Source organism: Endozoicomonas sp. 8E, assembly GCF_032883915.1.
Classification (GTDB): Bacteria; Pseudomonadota; Gammaproteobacteria; order Pseudomonadales; family Endozoicomonadaceae; genus Endozoicomonas_A.
The window spans coordinates 2000871-2020334 of record NZ_CP120717.1 but is presented as its reverse complement, the minus strand read 5'-3'; the positions used below and the strand labels follow the sequence as shown (position 1 = coordinate 2020334).

Annotated in this window: 5 protein-coding genes; all 5 read left to right on the top strand. The window is 39.5% G+C overall.

The genetic code is table 11. The features are described from left to right. The first annotated feature begins 118 nt into the window (after positions 1 to 118). Positions 119 to 5167 carry a hypothetical protein gene (locus P6910_RS07395; RefSeq protein WP_317145626.1) on the top strand — a complete coding sequence of 1683 codons (5049 nt, stop codon included), beginning with the start codon at positions 119 to 121 and terminating at the stop codon, positions 5165 to 5167. 378 nt (positions 5168 to 5545) lie between these two features. After that, positions 5546 to 10498: a hypothetical protein gene (locus P6910_RS07390; protein WP_317145625.1), complete on the top strand. Its 4953-nt coding sequence runs from the start codon at positions 5546 to 5548 to the stop codon at positions 10496 to 10498. A 340-nt stretch (positions 10499 to 10838) separates the two neighbouring features. Further along, a complete protein-coding gene (locus P6910_RS07385; RefSeq protein WP_317145624.1) occupies positions 10839 to 15950 on the top strand; it encodes a hypothetical protein in 5112 nt (1703 codons plus the stop codon). A 190-nt stretch (positions 15951 to 16140) separates the two neighbouring features. Further along, positions 16141 to 17403, top strand: coding sequence for an SGNH/GDSL hydrolase family protein (locus P6910_RS07380; protein ID WP_317145623.1), 1263 nt, complete (start codon positions 16141 to 16143; stop codon positions 17401 to 17403). Between the two features lie 533 nt (positions 17404 to 17936). Beyond that, on the top strand, positions 17937 to 19385 hold the full coding sequence (gene dgt / locus P6910_RS07375; protein WP_317145622.1) for a dGTPase: 1449 nt from the start codon (positions 17937 to 17939) through the stop codon (positions 19383 to 19385). Positions 19386 to 19464 lie beyond the last annotated feature (79 nt).

Genomic DNA, 19464 nt, shown 5'->3' with positions numbered 1-19464 from the left:
TAGGAAAGCATTTTTTTTAAAACAAGCTACTCTTCACTCGCAAAAGATTTTAGTGAAGAGTACCCAGTCAGTGACGTTCAATAGACAAAATTTCAAGGAATTATAAGGATTGCTAAGTATGGTTTTTACCGCATTAACCAAATTAAATAACAAAAGTATAAATACTATCCTGCTATCAATAAACCTGATAACAGGGAATGCTCTGGCAATAACCGAAGATCAAAAAAGCATACTAAAACAACTCACCCTTCAAGAGTATGAAGAGCTTGATCGAGAAATTAAAGAAAAAAAATTGTATGTGCAGGCTAAATTTTACATTGATAAAGTGATGACAGGTGTTAATAGAAGAAAAAGAAATGTTTTTTTTACAAGAAAAAATAGGGAAATAGCTAAGAAAATGGGAGTGAAGGCTAGTAATAATACTACCAAGTTTGGTATGCCTTATACCCTACTAAGGACGTTTAATCTTGTTCAGGCAATGATTCAATATGGTAAATCAGAATCTATTAATCAAATACCAATAGCAGATACAGATCAAGTAACGCTTCATAAAAGTAATACAGCAGCCGGTGTTGTAGAAGACTATGTAGACAGGTTATTAGAAAGAGCTAAGCAAACGCCCACAACCGATATGGGATTGGTAAATCTGCTCTATGAGGACCGAAGTCAGCAAAAAGAAGGAACACGTATTATTAAGACAGAAAAAAATAAAGACTTTAATTTTCAATCAATATACCCAGACAACAATCCATGCCATCTAATTCGCTTAGCAAGTAATTCAGACTACCATCCAGATCATCAACTGCACCTGCTACGTAATGGTGAATTTGTTTTGACCCATGTCAATATAATTCGGCAGGGAAATTTAGAAGATGGAGATAAAATAATCTACCTGGATAAATCCAGACTATTTAGACCTGAACCAACATCACCCACGAGAAACTCCGCATCCAGAGCCAGAGAAATTTATATTGCTGTTGATAGACTTCAAGCCTTGCTTGATAAGAGGTATCCAAACAAATTCATATTCAGTATCAATGAACAAAATTTTTTTCAGGTTTTATTGGATTTTGTAGCACCCTATGGTTGGTGGAAAGATGCATTTTTTAGAATAGAATTTAATTTTGATAATATTGGCAACGAGGGACCAGAAGTTTATGTTAAATATGCACCAAGGGTAGCCAATCTTTATGGTGAACGCTTTTGCCTGATGCAGATGTATAAAAATTCTGAAAGATTCAATCCCGGCTATAGCAAATGGTGGTGGTTAAATTGTCGCAGGCGTGTGCGCTATGGATCGGACATTTTTACTGTAGAAGAGCTTATTTTAAACGTTATAAATCATATGATTGCTGACTTCAATATAAGAACAGAAGGTATTCTTTCTAGCAATAACTATAGAGAGCCCACCAAGGATTTAATTACAGAAGAAATAATCAAAGTCAATAATCAGGCAAAAAAAGCCAGCAAGTCTGTTTATGTAGAAACAGATCATAATAAGATAAAAGAAAGTGTAAATACAAGATTAAAATATGGAGAAGACCCGGTTTTTGATTACTTGTTTTTTGATGACGAGTTCGATGCAGAATTCGATAACACAGAGAATACAGAATCAATAAGGACCGATATTTTTATTCCAGTTGAAATGCATGCTGAAGCTGAAATTGTAGAATTTGATTACACCTCAATTAGAGATTTTGATGACCTGATATATAAAGCCAGAAGGAAGTCGGGATTTAAAATACCAAAAAACATTAAACCCGTTGTTTATTATAACAATCAAAAGCTGGATGAGAACAATTACAAAAGGGTTTTGGATGGCATGAGGAATCAGAATAAAAAATATATAAAAAAAGAAAAAATGATAAAAAAACGCAAAAAAAAGCATAACGCCCTGACGATGATTGTTAAAGTCCCTGATTATGAAAGTCGAGCTTTTGAAAATGCTAAAGCTAGTTCACTCACGCATTATATTCCAGAAAACCCGTGTCAGCAGCCGCTCGATTGTCACAAGCCAGCTTACATATTTGAGGTAGGCGAACCCATAAAATGGGAAATACACCTGGTTGAAAATAAGAAATTGGCAAAAGCTAATAGTATGCTTTATCAATACAAACTTATTTTACCTTTAGAAACACAAAAGACAACAGAACGCTATAGAGGAGGAGCTCAGTATGGAAGTTTCGCCAATGTCTGGATACCCACTATTAGAGATGATATGTCAGACGTTGAAAAAAAATTCGCTTTGATGTCAATGTATGATTTATCAAGAAATAAATTTAAAATTCCAAATAATCTCAAAAAAAACTCCGTTTCAAACCTTGGTAACAATATTATTACCAAATCATTATTGACGCCACAGAACGTTTTCTGGTTGCCAACACAGGCCAATTTGGAATTTCTGCTGCAAAGAGTTCAAATGTCTCTCCTTCTCAGTAATGAGGACTACTCAATTGCTGAGGAAAATAATGTTTTTTTTGAAAGTCTCATCAGCGGAAATATTGATGAGAGTGTTATCAAGGACTTGGGCTTTTTTGTTGGATATCTGATTCCAAGCCTGAGATATGTATCAAGAATAAACAATCCTGATAAGGTAGAAATTATTTATCGTATTGTTTTAAACTATCTCATTGAATATTGTGTCAGGACTCTGACTTCTAACGAATTTGACGCAGGTTCTGAAATAGTCAAAAAACTTATAGAAAAACCGGAGCAATTTAGCCTGGAGGACATCCACAAATCCAACAAAAAAGGTATTTATGTAGCTTTAAATGTATTACAAATTGCTGATTTCCTTTTTACAAAAATTGCCTTTAATCCTTTTCATAAAGAGGCTTTCGATCTTACTTTTTATGATCATGAGGTGGAAGGGCTTCAGCTTAATATCAAGAGTATGCGTAAGATTGTTAATAGCCAGAAAAATCTTATTCCACTATTTTTCAGTCACTTGTTGCCAGTCGCAAGGTATTACTCAGGTGGTCTTGATTTCGAAAGTAGCGATTTTTCAAATAAATTCACCTTAAGTATTTTGGAAAAATTTGCAAGTCGAACAACAAATAAAAATATAAAAGCCTCACTGCAAGTTTTTCTGAAAAAAACAGGACAAAAGTCGGATATTTTTAGCAAAGAAAAAACGGAGGAATTAATCTCTTTATTCAGGAAAAACACTCCAAAATTTTTGGTTAATGCGCCGAATGAACAAGGTAGTTTTGAACAAACCTGTTGCCATTGTGGTGAACGTTATCAAACTGAAAAACCTATAAGAGGGAAAGGGAGTCGTAAAAACAAAAACACGGGTAAATCAAAAGAAACACTCGTTAGACCTTTTCACAGAGCCTGCATGGAAGAACACAGACGCATCAGGCAGCAAGCAGGGCAATTATTTAAAGAGATGGAAAAGAGCTATCCCAAAAAACAGCTATATGGTCCTGATTATCACTATAACCCTGTCCCCGACGGCTTTAAGTTGATAAGAAGTAATGGCGATGGTCACTCTATGTACTCGTCCATTGCAGAGATATTCAACAGGCATGTAGGGTCAGGACAAGCGGCTTCATGGAACCAGCAAACAATAAGAGAGATCATGGATTATAATCTTCGTCAGATTTTTTCCACGATACGGGCTCATCCCGACAAACACAAACTGATGCAGGAGCTTGGGCTACTCTTGGGGGTCGATGCTGGCATTATTCCAGCGATCATCGATAACTATGCTATTACTGATTCAGCCTCTTTCGCTCAGTCGGAGTCAGGCAGATTGCAACAATTTAGCGATGCCCAGCTGATTGCCTTGCTAGTGCCGACACAGGGGGTCTGGTTCCCGGTGATTACACAAGGTCACAATGGGCCTTATCACAAGATTTATGACCTGAGGCACTGGGTCAATTTTGCTCCCAACCTTTTGGCTATGCTGTTAGAAAACGAAAATTATGCTTTTCCTGATCTCTCTGAAAGTCAAAGGGCAACACTTTTAAACTTGTTACTAAACGAAAATTTTGAACATGCCAAGCTCTTCGTCCCCCACATTCTGATCGACTCCTATCAGTCTTCAGCTTATCTTATCCACTACCCCGGTTCAGTGAATCTCATGGAACACTTTGATACAGCAATAAGTATCGATGGTCCCCCAAATATAGAAGTTGGTGAGACTTTTGAAGCGCTTTCCACCGATGAAAATAATACAAGAATGAGGTCTGATACTGTTTCTTCGGTTTCAGCCAATGAGACTGACAGTGAGACACCAGAAAATCACGACCCCTTATTGCTAATGATTCAAAACAGTTTTGAACTGATTAGAGTTAATGGTGATGGTAACTGTATGTACTCGTCCATCGCAGAGATATTCAACCGGAATGGGCGGTCAGGACAAGCAGGCCTATGGGACCAGCAAACTATAAGGCAGATTATGGATTATAACCTTCGTCAGATTTTTTCCACGATTCAGGACCATCCTGATAAGGAAAAACTGATGCAAGAGCTTGAGCTACTGTTGGGGATCGACGCTGACGTTATTCCAGCCGTTCTGGATAACAATGTCATTACTGAATCAGCCTCTTTCGCTCAATCGGACTTAGCCAGATTGCAACAATTTGGCGATGCCCAGCTTATTGCATTGCTAGTGCCGACACAGGGTGTCTGGTTCCCGGTGATTACACCAGGTCACCATGGCTGTCATCACGAGATTTATGACCTGAAGCGCTGGGTAAGTTTTACTCCTAATCTTTTGGCTATTCTGTTACAAGACAAAAAATATGCATTTCCTGATCTCTCTGACAGGCAAAGGGCAATACTTTTACAGTTGTTGTTAAGCCAAAATTTTGATCAAGCCAGGCTCTTCGTCTCCAAAATTCTCACAGACTCCCATCAGTCCTCAGCTTATCTTATCCACTCCCCGAGTTCAGAAGCTCTCCTGGAACACTTTGATGCGGCAGTAAGGATTGAAACATACCGGAATATGGAGGTTAATTCGTCACCAACCAGTCAGAATGCTGATGCTTTTGAAGATACTTCTAAAAATGGTAATAATAAAAGAATGAGGCCTGATCCCGCTTCTTCTGTATCAGCCAATGAGACTGCCAGTGAGACTTTAGAGGAGCGTAACCCCTTATCGTTAATGATTCAAGCCAGGGTTGGAGCACTCCATACCACACCAACCAATACCCTATAAGTTGACAACCTTCCCCGCACGCTCAAGAGGCTGTCACCAAAAGCCGGCAATCGGGATTACGAATAACTTACCGGCTTTCCTATGTTTAGCTGCATACCGTATCACACACCCTTACCAGATGAGCCTAAACTACACGACAAATTCGACTGTTTGTTTCATAGAATTGACAAAGATACCTGTGTTGAGGTGGCAGGTAATCATCTTGTAATCCATATGCGCTTACTCACTTAAACATCAGTTCCAGTAATAGCAAAGCAGATGTTTTTAAAACAAGCTACTATTCACTCGCTACAGGTTTTAGTAAGGAATACTAAGCCAGTGACGTTCAGTAGATAAAATTTCAAGATATTGCAAGGCTTGCTAAGTATGGTATTTACAGTGTTAACCAAATTGAATAAAAAAAGCATTTATCTTATTGTTTTATCGATAAACCTGTTGTCTGGGAGTGTTTTTGCAATAACCGAAGATCAAAAAAGCATACTAAAACAACTCACCCTTAAAGAGTATGAAGAACTTGATCGGGAACTTAGAGAAAAACAATTATATGTGCAAGCTGAATATTACATAGATCAAGTTATGACTGCTGTTGACAGAAGAAAAAGAAACAATTTTTTTAAAAGAAAAAATAGGAAAATCGCTAGGGCAATGGGGGTAAAGGCTAGTGATAATACCACCAAGTTTGGTATACCTTATACCCTGCTAAGAACGTTTAATCTTGTTCAGGCAATGATTCACTATGGAAAAGTAGACTCTGCCAATCGAAAACCAATAACAAATATAGATAAAGCAAAACTTAATAAACGTAATAAGGCAGTCAGTACTGTTGAAGAGTATGTAGACAGATTATTATCAAAAAGAGCTGAGCAAGCGCCCATAACGGATATGGATTCGGTACATCTGCTATTTGAAGACCGAAATCTTAATGATAAAATAACGCGTTATATTAAAGGAGCAAAAAACAAAGACTTTGATTATGATTCAGTATGTCCAAAAGGCCATCCAGATTATAAAAAACACATTCTACACTTGCGAGATGAATTTACAGACAAGGGACTACACGTACTTCGCAACGGAGAATTTATTTTGACCCATGTTAACATAATTCGGCAGGGAAATTTACAAGATGGAGATAAGATAATCTACCCATACCGCTTTAAAAGATTCAAACCTGGCGCAATATCACCCAAAAGAAATTCGGCATCCAGAGCCAGAGAAATTTATATTGCTGTTGATAGACTTCAAAACTTTCTTGATAAGAGGTATCCAAAGAAGTTTAGATTCAGTATCAGTGAAAAAAATATGTTTAAGGTATCTCTGGATTTTGTAGCACCCTATGGTTGGTGGAAAGATGCATTTTTTAGAATAGAGTTTTATTTTGACAATATTGGCAACGAAGGACCAGCTATTTATGTTCAATATGCACCAAGGGTAACCTATCTTTATGGTGATGTTCTTTGTCTGATGCAGACTTATAAAAATTCTAAAAGATCCAGTGACGGCCCTCCCAAAATGTATGACGGCTTAGACCAATGGTGGTGGCATCATTGTTCCGGACGTGTTCGCTATGGATCGGTAAATTTTTCTGTAGAAGAGCAGATTTTAAATGTAATCAATTTTCTGACAGCTGACTTCGATATAAAATCAGAAGGTATTCTTTCACATAATACTTATGGAGAAAGCACCCAGGATGTGATTGCAAAGGAAATAATCGAAGTCAATACTCAGGCACAAGATATTAAAACGTCTGTTTATGTAGAAACGGATCATAATAAGATAGTAAAAAGCGTACGCAAAAGAATAAAGTCCGGGAAAGATCCAAGCTTCGATTATTTAATTATGGATGATGAGTTCGATAATACAGAGAAAACAGAATCAATACGGACTGATATTTTTATTCCTGTCGAAATGCATGGTGAAGCTGAGCTTGTAGGACTTGACTCTACTTCGATTAGAAATTTTAATGATCTGATATCTAAGACCAGAAAGTGCTCGGGATTTAAAATACCAAAAAATGTTGAACCCACTGTTTATTATAAGAATGAAGAACTGAATGAGCATAATTTTCAAAAAGTTTTATATGACATAAGGAGCAGGAATACAAAAAAGAAGAAAAAAGAAAGGAAGATAAAAAATAACATCCTGACACTGATTGTTAAAGTCCCTGGTTATGAAAGGCTAGCGTTTGAAAATGCTATAGCCAGCTCTGTTAACTATTATGTTCCAGATAGTCCTCGTCATCTGACGTACAACGACAGACATAACGAAAGCGAGGAAGTCAAAGACATAGCCAAAAAAGGCAAACCCATAAAATGGGAAATACATTTAGCTGAAAAAAAGAAATTGGCAAAAGCTAATAACATGCTTTACCACTACAAACTTATTTTACCTTTAGAAAAGCAAAAGACAACAGAACGCTACAGGGGGGGAGCCCAGTATGGAAGTTTAGCCAATGTCTGGATACCTGCTATTAGAGATGATATGTCAGACGTTGAAAGAAAATTTGCTTTGCTGTCTATGTATGACTTATCGAGACATAAATTTAAAATTCCAAATAATCTTAAAAAAGACTTCGTTTTAAATTTAGGCAACAACATTATTACCAAAGCACTACTAACACCACAGAACGATGAGTGGTTGCCAAATCAGCCTCATTTAGAATTATTACTGCAAAGAGTTCAAATGGCTCTCCTTATAAGTCAGGAAAATTATTCAATTGCTAAGGAAAAAAATGTTTTTTTTGAAAATCTCATCAGTGGAAATATTGATGAGAACGTTATCGAGGATTTGGACTTTTTTATTGGACAACTGGCACCAAGCCTGAGATACCTGCCCAGAATCAGCTATCCAGACAAGATAGAAGTTGTTGTTCGTATTATTTTAAACTATCTCATTGAAGTATGTGTCAGGTCTCTGACCTCCAACGAATTTAACGTAAGTTCTGAAATAGTTAGAAAACTTATAGAAAAACCGGAGCAATTTAGCCTGGAGGACATCTACGCTTCCAACAAAAAAGGTATTTCTGTAGCTTTTAATGTATTACAAATCGTTGATTTTCTTTTTGCAAAAACTATTTTTGACCCTTTTTATAAAGAGGCTTCCGATTTTACTTTTCATCAGAATGAATTAGAAAGTCTTCAGTTTAGCATCAAGGGTATGCGTAATATTATTGATGTTGAGAAAAACCCCATGCCACTCTTTTTAAGTCAGTTGTTACCAACAGCAAAGTATTACTCTGGTAGTCTTGATTTCGAAAGCAATGATTTTTTAAATAAGTTCACCTTAAGTATTTTGGAAAAGTTATTAAGTCGAATAACCAACGACGCTATAAAAGCCTCACTGCAAGCTTTTCTAAGCAAAACAGAAAAAAAGTCAGATATTTTCAGTAAAGAAAAAACGGATGAACTCATCTCTTTATTCAGGAAAAATACTCCGGAGCTTCTGATTAATGTTCCGAGCGGGCAAGGTTGTTTCAGACAAACCTGTTACCATTGCGGTGAAGTTTATGAAACGGAAAATCCCATAAGAGGTAAAGGGCGTCGTACAAACCGAAACACCAAAAAACCAAAAGAACCGCTGCTAAGGCCTTTTCACAAAGCATGCATGATTGAAGACAAACGCATCAGAGAACAAGCAGGGCAATTATATAAAAAGATGGAAAAGGGATATCCCAAAACACAGATTTATGAACCCTACTATTCTCATCATAACCCCGTGCCCGAAGGTTCTAAGCTGATAAGGATTAATGATGATGGTAACTCTATGTACTCGTCCATTGCAGAGATATTCAACAGGCAGGGACCGTCAGAACAGGCAGGCAAATGGACTCAGCAAACGGTAAGGCAGATTATGGATTATAATCTTCGTCAGATTTTTTCCATTATTCAGGGTCATCCCGACAAGAACAAACTGATGCAGGAGCTTGAGCTACTATTGGGGATCGATGCTGATGTTATTCCAGCGGTACTCGATAACAATGTTATTATTGATTCAGCCTCTTTTGGTCATTCGGAATCAGACATATTGCAACAATTTGGCAATGCCCAGCTTATCCCCTTGCTAGTGCCGACACAGAGTGTCTGGTTCCCAGTGATTACACAAGGTCACGATGGGCCTTATCACGAGATTTATGACTTAAAGCGCTGGATCAATTTTGCTCCTAACCTTTTGGCTATGCTGTTACAAAATGAAAATTTTACCTTTCCTGATCTCTCTGAAAGTCAAAGGGCAGCACTTTTACAGTTGTTGTTAAACCAGAATTTCGATCAAGCCAAGTTCTTCGTCTCCCAAATTTTGATAGCCTTCCATCAGTCCTCAGCTTATCTTATTCATTACCCAGGTTCCGTGGCTCTCATAGAACACTTTGATGTAGCAGTAAGTATTGACACTCTCCAGAAGATGGAAGTAGATGAGGCTTTTGCAGCTCTTTCCATTGATGAACAGAATAGAAGTATGAGGTCGGATTCCGCTTCTTCGGATTCATCCAATGAGACTGACAGTGAGACTTTAGAAAAGCATGACTCCATATTGTCAATGATTGAAACCAGTTTTGAGCTGATAAAAATTAATGGTGATGGTAACTGTATGTACTCGTCCATTGCAGAGATATTCAACCGGAATGGGCGGTCAGGGCATGCAGGTGCATGGGACCAGCAAACAATAAGGCAGATTATGGATTACAACCTTCGTCAGATATTTTCCACGATTCAGGATCATCCTGACAAGGAAAAACTGATGCAAGAGCTTGAGTTATTATTGGGGATTGATGCTGAGGCAATTCCAGCCGTTCTTGATAACAATATCATTACTGAATCAGCCTCTTTCGCGCAATCGGCCTTAGCCAGATTGCAACAATTTGGCGATGCTCAGCTTATTGCATTGCTAGTACCGACAGAGGGTGTCTGGTTCCCGGTGATTACACAGGGTCAGCATGGGTCTCATCACGATATATACGACCTGAAGCGCTGGGTAAGCTTTACTCCTAATCTTTTGGCTATTCTGTTACAAGACAAAAAATATGCATTTCCTGATCTCTCTGAAAGTCAAAGGGCAATACTTTTACAATTGTTATTAAGCCAAAATTTTGATCAAGCCAGGCTCTTTGTTTCCCAAATTCTGACAGACTCCCATCAGTCTTCAGCTTATCTTATCCACTCCCCCAGTTCAGAAGCTCTTCTGGAACACTTTGATGCAGCAGTAAGGGTTGAAACGCCCCGGAATACGGTGGTTAATTCGTCAAAAACCAGTCTGAATGCTGAGACTTTTGAAGATCTTTCTAAAGACGGAATTAACAAAAGAGTGAGGCTTCAAGCTTTTTTCAGGTTCATCCAATGAAACAGACTGCGAGACACTACAAGACCACAACCCCTTATCGTTAGACTCAAAACAGGGCTGGAGCACGCCTTACCTCGCCAGACACACTATGATATGAGCCTGGCCTACACGACAAATTCCACTGTTTGCTTCAGCGAATTGACAAGGATACTGCATTGAGGCGGTTGGTTATCGTCTTATAATCCACGTGGTCTTATTCACCTAAACATCAGTTCCATTAATAAGAAAGCAGATGATTTTAAAACAAGCTACTATTCACTCGATACAGTTTTTAGTGAGGAGTACTCAACCAGTGACGCTTAACAGACAAAATTTCAGGGCATTATAAGGATTGCCAAGCATGGTTTTTACTGCGTTAGCCAAATTGAGTAAAAAGAGTATTCATCTTATCTTTTTATCAATAAACCTGATGTCAGGGAGTGCTCAGGCAATAAACGAAGATCATAAAAGCATATTAAAGCAACTTTCCCTTCACGAGTACGAAGAAATTGATCGGGAACTGAAAGAAAAAAATTTGTATGTGCAAGCTAAATTTTACATTGATAAAGTGATGTCAGGCGTTAATAGAAGAAAAAGAAATAATTTTTTTAGAAGCAAAAATAGGGAAATGGCTAAGAAAATGGGTGTTAAGGCTAATCATAATACGACCAAGTTTGGTATACCTTACACCTTGTTAAGGACGTTTAATCTTGTTCAGGCGATGATCCATTATGGTAAAGTAGAACCTATCAAGCAAACACCAATAATAAACCCGGATCGAGTAACAATCGATAAAAGTAATAGGGCAGTCAGTGTTGTTGAAGACTATGTAGACAAATTATTATCAGAAAGTGCTGAGCAAACGCCCACAACGGATATGGGGCTGATAAGTCTGTTCTTTGAAGACCGAAATTGTGCCAAAAAAATAACGCGCATCATTACGACGAAAAAAAATAAAGACTTTAATCTTCAATCGATATATTCAGTCAACCATCCTGAATATGAAATATACATGCAACGCGGTCCAAATTGCCGGTCACTGCATCTGCTACGCAATGGAGAATTTATCTTAACCCATGTCAATATTATTCGGAAAGGAAACTTACAGGATGGAGATAAAATAATTCACACAGTTCCCTTAAAAAAATTCAAACCTAACCCAATATCACCCAAAAGAAACTCCGCATCCAGAGCCAGAGAGATTTATATCGCTATTGATAGACTTCAAAACTTTCTTAATAAGAGGTACCCAAAGAAATTTAGATTCAGTATCAATGAAGAAAATATGTTTATGGTAACACTGGATTTTGTAGCACCTTATGGTTGGTGGAAAGATGCATTTTTCAGGATAGAGTATTATTTCGACAACATTGGCAACGAAGGACCAGTCATTTATGTTAAATATGCACCAAGGGTATCCTATCTTTATGGTCATAGCCTTTGCCTGATGCAGACTTATAAAAATTCTCAAAGAGTCAGTGAAGGGCCTCCCAAAATGTATGACAGCTTTGATCAATGGTGGTGGTTTCATTGTTCCGGACGTGTTCGCTATGGATCGGAAAATTTTTCTGTAGAGGAGCAGATTTTAAATACCATCAATTTTCTGACAGCCGATTTCGATATACGATCAGAAGGTATTCTTTCACGTGTCAGGTATCTATTAAGTCCCCAGTTTATTATCACACATGAAATTTTAGACGTTAATCGTCTGGCAAAAAAAAACAACAACTCTGTTTATGTAGAAACGGATTACAACAAGATAGAAAAAAGTGTGAATGAAAGAATAAAAGATGGAGAAGATCCAGCTTTTGATTATTTGATCATTGATGAAGAGTTAGACATTCCAGAGAAACCAGAATCATTTAGGACTGATATTTTTATTCCTGTTGAAATGCACAATGAAGCCGAGATTATAGAATCCACTTATACTTCGATAAGAAATTTTGACAATTTGGTAAATGAGGCCAGGAAGAAGTCGGGATTTAAAATACCAAAAAATGTTGAACCCATTGTTTTTTATAAGAATAAAAAACTGGATGAGTGTAATTTTCAAAAGGTTTTATATGATTTAAGGAAAAGAAATACAAAAAAGAAGAAAAAAGAAGAAAAGAAAGGAAAAATAAAAAATAACATCATCACGATGATTGTTAGAGTCCCTGATTATGAAAGGCCAGCGTTTGAAAATGCCATAGCCAGTTCTGTTACCTATTATGCCCCGGAAAACCCTTGTCAACTGACGTATAACGAGATACATAACGAAAGCTACGAAGTCAAAACCACTACCAATAAAGGCAAACACCTAAATAACGATATAGGTAAACCCATAAAAAGCAAGGTAGTTAGACCCATAAAATGGGAAATACATTTAGCTGAAAAAAAGAAATTGGCAAAAGCTAATATTATGTTTTATCAATACAAGCTTATTTTTCCTTTAGAAACACAAAAGACAACAGAACGCTATAGAGGAGGAGCTCAGTATGGAATTTTCGCCAATATCTGGATACCCACTATTAGAGATGATATGTCAGACGTTGAAAAAAAATTCGTTTTGTTGTCAATGTATGACTTATCAAGACATAAATTTAAAATCCCAAATCATCTCAAAAAAGCCTCTGTTTCAAATCTGGGCAATAACATTATTACCAAGGCATTATTAACGCCACAGAACGATGGTTGGTCGCCATCTCAGGTCCATTTGGAATTATTGCTGCAAAGAGTTCAGTTGTCTCTCCTTATAAGTCATGAAGATTATTCAATTGCTAAGGAAAACAACATTTTTTTTGAGTGTGTTATCAGTGGAAATATTGATGAGACAGTCATCAAGGATTTGGGATTTTTTATTGGACCACTGGTTCCAAGTCTGAGATACGTATCCAAAATGAATGGTCCAGATAAAGTAGAGGTTATTTATCGTATTGTTATAAACTACCTTATTGAAGTATGTGTCAGGACAGTGACCTGTATCGAATTTGACGCAAGTTCTGTAATAGCCAGGAAACTTATAGACAAACCAGAGCAATTCAACCTGGAGGACATTCACACTTCCAACAAACAAGGTATTGCTTTAGCTTTTAATGTATTACAAATTGCTGATTTCCTTTTTACAAAAACCATCTTTACTCCTTTTTATAAAGATGCTTTCGATTTCATTTTTTATGAGAACGAGTTAGAAAACCTTCAGATTATTTTCAAGAGTGTGCGTAAAATTATTGATGGTGGGAAAAATCTCATCCCACTATTTTTAAGCCACTTGTTTCCTTCCGCAAGGCATTACTTGGCTGGTTTTGACTTCGAAAGCAGCGAATTTTTAAATAAGTTTATCTTAAGTGTTTTGAAAAAATCCGCAAGTCGAACAACAAATAAAGATATAAAAGTTTCACTGCAATCTTTTATTACAAAAACAGAACGAAAATCAGATATTTTCAGCAAAGCAAAAACGGAGGAATTAATCTCTTTGTTCAGGAAAAATACTCCCGAGATTCTGATTAATGTTCCAAATGGACAAGGTGGTTTCAGACAAACCTGTTGCCATTGCGGTGAAGTTTATGAAACTGAAAATCCTATAAGAGGGAAAGGACGTCATACAAACCGAAGCACTAAAAAAACAAAAGAACCACTGATAAGGCCTTTTCACAAAGCATGTATGATTGAAGACAAACGTATCAGGGAACAAGCAGGGCAATTATATAAAAAGATGGCAAAGAGATACCCCAAAACACAGACTTATGAGCCCTACTATTCTCATCATAACCCCCTCCCCGAGGGCTTTGAACTGATAAGAATTAACGGCGATGGTAACTGTATGTATTCGTCAATTGCAGAGATTTTCAACAGACATGCAGCGTCAGGACAAGCAGGCGTATGGAGCCAGAAAACAATAAGGCAGGTTATGGACTATAACCTTCATCAGATTTTTTCCATGATTCAAATCCATCCCGACAAGGACATACTGATGGAGGAGCTTGAGCTGCTATTGGGGATCGATGCTGACATTATTCAAGAAGTTCTCGATAACAATGTCATTACTGATTCAACCTCTTTCGCACACTCAGAGTCAGGCACATTGCAACCATTTGGCTCTGCCCAGCTGATTGCCTTGCTAGTACCTACACAGGGTGTCTGGTTCCCTGTGATTACACAAGCTCACGATGGACCTTATCAAGAGATTTATGACCTGACATACTGGGTTAATACTGCACCCAACCTTTTGGCTATGCTATTACAAGACGAAAACTATACCTTTCCTGATCTCTCTGAAAGTCAAAGGACAACACTTTTTCAGTTGTTGTTAAACCAAAATCTCGCTCAAGCCAAGCGCTTCGTCTCTCAAAATCTGATAGCCTCCTATCAGTCTTCAGCTTATCTTGTACACTACCCCGGTTCAGTGACTAACATGGAACACTTTGATGCAGCAGTAAGCATTGATATTCCCCAGAATATGGAGGTTGATGGGGCTTTTGAAGTTCTTCCCAACGATGAAAATAATAGAAGAATGAGGTCTGATCCTGTCTCTTCTGCTTCAGCCAATGAGACTGACTATGAGAGTTTAGAAAATAACGACTCTTTATTGTTAATGATTCAAACCAGTTTTGAACTCATAAGAATTAATGGTGATGGTAACTGTATGTACTCGTCCATCGCAGAGATATTCAAGCGGAATGGGCGATCAGGACAAGCAGGCGATTGGAACCAGCAAACAATAAGGCATATTATCGATTATAACCTTCGTCTGATTTTTTCCACGATTCAGGATCATGCTGACAAGGAAAAACTAATGCAAGAGCTTGAGCTATTATTGGGGATCGATACTGACGTTATTCCAGCCGTTCTCGATAACAATGTCATTACTGATTCAGCCTCTTTCGCTCAATCAGATTTAGCCAGATTGCAACAATTTGGCGACTCACAACTTATTACACTGCTAGTGCCGACACATGGTGTCTGGTTCCCGGTCATTACACAAGGTCACCATGGGTCTCATCACGAGATTTATGACCTGAAGCGCTGGGTAGTTTTTGCTCCTAACCTTTTGGTGATGCTATTGAAGAACAGCTATTACACATTTCCCGATCTCTCTGAAAGTCAAAGAGCAATACTTTTAAACTTGTTGTTAAAGCAAAATTTCGATCAAGCCAGTCTCTTCGTTTCCCAAACTCTGGCAGACTCCCATCAGTCTTCAGCTTATCTTATCCACACCCCCAATTCAGAGGCTCTTCTGGAACACTTTGATGCGGCAGTAAGGATTGCCCCAGGCCGGAATATAGAACTTGATCCGCCACAAATCGCTCAACTTGATGAGACTTTTGAAGATATTTCTCTTGATGAAAATGATAAAAGAATGAAGCTTGATTCTGCTTCTTCTGTTTCAACCAATGAGACTGCCCGTAAGACTTCACAGGACAGCAACCCCTTATCGTTCATGATTCAAACCAGGGCTGAAGCACTCCTTACCAAGCCAGCCAATAACATGTGAGTTGACAACCTACAGGCACCCCGGAGAAGGTCTCGGAAACTTACCAAAAAGCTGGTAACCGGGATTATAAAGTAGCGTTATCGGCTTTTGCATGGCAACAGAGCCAAAATAAATATTAATACAGCCACACGGGGAAAGTAATCTTCTATAATCCTCAGCTTTTTAGTCACTGCTCTATTAGGGTTTCAGTATGATTCGTGGTTGGCTGGGTCTGCTATTACTGCTGTTGTCGTTACCCGGTTTGGCGTATGAAAAACTTTTTTATCCCAAATTCACTGAACGTTTTTGCTCACGGGTGGAACAGCCTGTCAGTAATGTCTTTGTGGTGGGTGACAGTAGCGTTGATTCGGGTAATTTCTATAACTACAGTCGATTCCTTGAGGGCAGCGGTACACTGAATGAACGTCAAATGTCACTTTATCCCTGGAGCGGTCGTATGTTACCGGGCTTTATTTTTGGCAGTTTCTGTGGCGCTATGCCCGGTATCAATTATCATGGAGGGCGATTTTGTGATGATGTGATGGCACCAGAGCTGATAGCCAGAGCCCTTTATCTGAATACCTCTAATAAAACCGAGTTTGTCGATCAGTCACATGGCGGCAGTATGGTGGTCAGTTTTTCAGAGGTGTTAACGGATTTTTTCTGGTCGTTTCTGTTTGGTGAAAGTCGGTTGGCCAATATCAGTTTTCTCACCAATAGCATCAGAGGTGGAAAGCCTATTCTGAGTTCGGTAGAGGAACAGATAAATCACCTTGTGCAGCATCATGCACCCTTTTCTGAGGGTCAGATTTTTATGTTAGCCGGTGGCGCTAACGATTATCTCAACCGTTACTGGAATTATCGTCTGGTGGTCGCCAAGCTGTCAGCGGCTATTGAAAACCTCTATGCCCATGGAGCCAGAACCATTTTCTGGGGAACGGTGCCCGATGTCACTAAAACCCCCTGTTTGCGCAATTCAGAAGATCGCCAGGAAGTACATGAGGTGATCATCAATCATAACCGGATGGCGATAAAAGCGTTTTTCCGGCTGAAAAGAAAGTATCCCGACCTGTTACTCCTTTTTTTCGATTACAACAGAATGTTTGACATTTTGTTAGAACATGCCCGCCAGCAAGATGTTGACACTGAAACCCCCTGTCTCGATGTCACCTTCAGAGGCTGCTCTGATAATGCCCGGGTAGATATCTGCGAGAGTTACAAGGCGAGCCCCTGCAAAAACCGCAGTGATCATTTTTATGTTGATTCCATTCATCCATCGAGTACAGTACAGAATTGGATTTTCAACTTTAACTGCAAAATCCTGTCTATGCTCAATTATGAAGTTAAATGCCCGGAGACAGATCGCAGGCTTGCTGACGATCTGCTGTTGCATTATTTTACCGGCAAGCCGGGCTATCTGGAGCGGGAATATGTTCAGTTGATATTTGAAGGGCAATGTCCGGCAGAATTCTAGGAGCCTGACCGAGAATAGCGCCCGTAGCGAGGACGGCAGAAAATTGAGGATGAAAATTCGGTTTTGTGAGGAGAATAGCGAGCTATTTGACGAACAAAAGCGGATTTTCAGACCGATTTGCTGCCGCCGCAGTAGGGCAGTCTATTCTCGGTCAGGCTCCTAGGAGCCTGACCGAGAATAGCGCCCGTAGCGAGGACGGCAGAAAATTGAGGATGAAAATTCGGTTTTGTAAGGAGAATAGCGAGCTATTTGACGAACAAAAGCGGATTTTCAGACCAATTTGCTGCCGCCGCACGACTGCATGGATGCAGGAGCTAGAGCAACGCAGGAGCAGTTGCCGCGTAGGGCAGTCTATTCTCGGTCAGGCTCCTAGAAACCATTCCAATCCTGAACGGCTATTGGTTGAAAAGCACCTATAATATTGCCTTTCATTCCTTTAGCTAAAACCCTATGTCCCTAACCTGCTGGCTTTCAGCCTTCAGAGAGCCACTTAAAACCTCACCTTCAAACAGATCCTGCCGACTATGATCAGCATGAACTATCTGACTAAACTCACCTGCGCCCGCCCAAGAATCAGTTCTGCCGAACCGGATCGGGACCTGTTAACTGAAACAGAAAGCAATCGGGGACGAATTATTCAGTCAGCGGCCATACGTCGGCTGCAACAAAAGACTCAGGTTTACCCTCTGGAAACCAATGCCGCTGTTCGCAGTCGCCTGACGCACTCTCTGGAAGTACAGCAAACCGGTCGTTTTCTGGCACAGACGATTCTGCAGCGCCTGTCAGAAACCGCTCAATTAACATCGCTGGGATTAGACAATCAGGAAACGGCTTTTATCAATCTGGTGGAAATGGCCTGCCTGATGCACGACATTGGCAACCCTCCATTCGGTCATTTTGGAGAGGCGGCTATCAGCCGCTGGATGCAGGATAAAGCCGGGCTATGTTATGAAAAAGCGTGCAAAGGTCAGAAAGCCCGGTCAGCCTTACTGGAATCAACCCTGCTGCCAGACCTGTCTATCTACGAAGGCAATGCCCAGGCGTTAAGAATTATTCATCATCTCCAGGATCTGAACCTGACCTATTCCCAGATGGGCGCGCTTATGAAATACACCCGCACGCCCTTCGAACCAAGACCTGATAAAGGCTCACCCGATGCCTATCGCAAGAAAAAGCCGGGTTATTTCTTTTCCGAAGCCGATCTGGTCCGTGACATCTGGCAGCATCTGGCTATCAATGAAGGTTGTCGCTTCCCTCTGGTTTATATCATGGAAGCCGCTGACGATATTTCCTACTGCATTGCCGATCTCGAAGATGCGGTTGATAAGGGGATTCTCTCTTTCCGCGATCTTCGCTTCAGTCTCTATGAGGTCTGGGAGGAATTTACTGAATATAACGAGTATTTGCCCAATATCATGGAGTCTGCGATCAAGAGAGCCGGCAATAACAAGCAAGAGTTTATTATCCGGCTGCGCACCCGGCTGGTCAGAGATCTGGTGGATTATGCCGCGAATCGTTATCTGCAAAACCATCAGGCGGTCTTTGACGGGACGCTTGACGAGCCTCTGATTGACGGCCAGTCCGACCAGCATCTGGCACTGGAGACATTGAAAACCGTTGCTATCCGCTATGTCTTTACCAGCATGGAGAAGGAAACTCCGGAACTCAGGGGCTACTCTGCCCTCATGGGACTGATGGATATTTTCCAGCCTTTGCTGGAACTGAGCCGTGAAGAATTCGCCAGTCTTATTGACAAAGATTCCAGCCGACATTTTATCGAGCAACGTCTTTACCACCGCCTCTCTGGCAAACATAAAATGGCGTATCACCGGGCAGTGAAATTATTGCCTGGCAGCAGTTACTCCGCTCAAGAACAGGATGAGCTGGAATGGTATTACCGGGCAAGATTATTGATTGATTACGTCAGCGGGATGACCGATCACTTTGTGTTGACTGAGTTTCAAACTCTTTCTGCCATCTGACTCAAAAAGCATAAGTGTCCATTGTTCAAGCCTCTCAACGGAACTCTTTATTAGAACGAATGTCTAACGACTAAGCGTT

What these genes read in the sequence shown, in the direction of transcription:
- P6910_RS07395 (WP_317145626.1), top strand. Translation starts at nt 119, where the DNA reads ATGGTTTTTACCGCATTAACCAAATTAAATAACAAAAGTATAAATACT.
- P6910_RS07385 (WP_317145624.1), top strand. Translation starts at nt 10,839, where the DNA reads ATGGTTTTTACTGCGTTAGCCAAATTGAGTAAAAAGAGTATTCATCTT.
- P6910_RS07380 (WP_317145623.1), top strand. Translation starts at nt 16,141, where the DNA reads ATGATTCGTGGTTGGCTGGGTCTGCTATTACTGCTGTTGTCGTTACCC.
- dgt (WP_317145622.1), top strand. Translation starts at nt 17,937, where the DNA reads ATGAACTATCTGACTAAACTCACCTGCGCCCGCCCAAGAATCAGTTCT.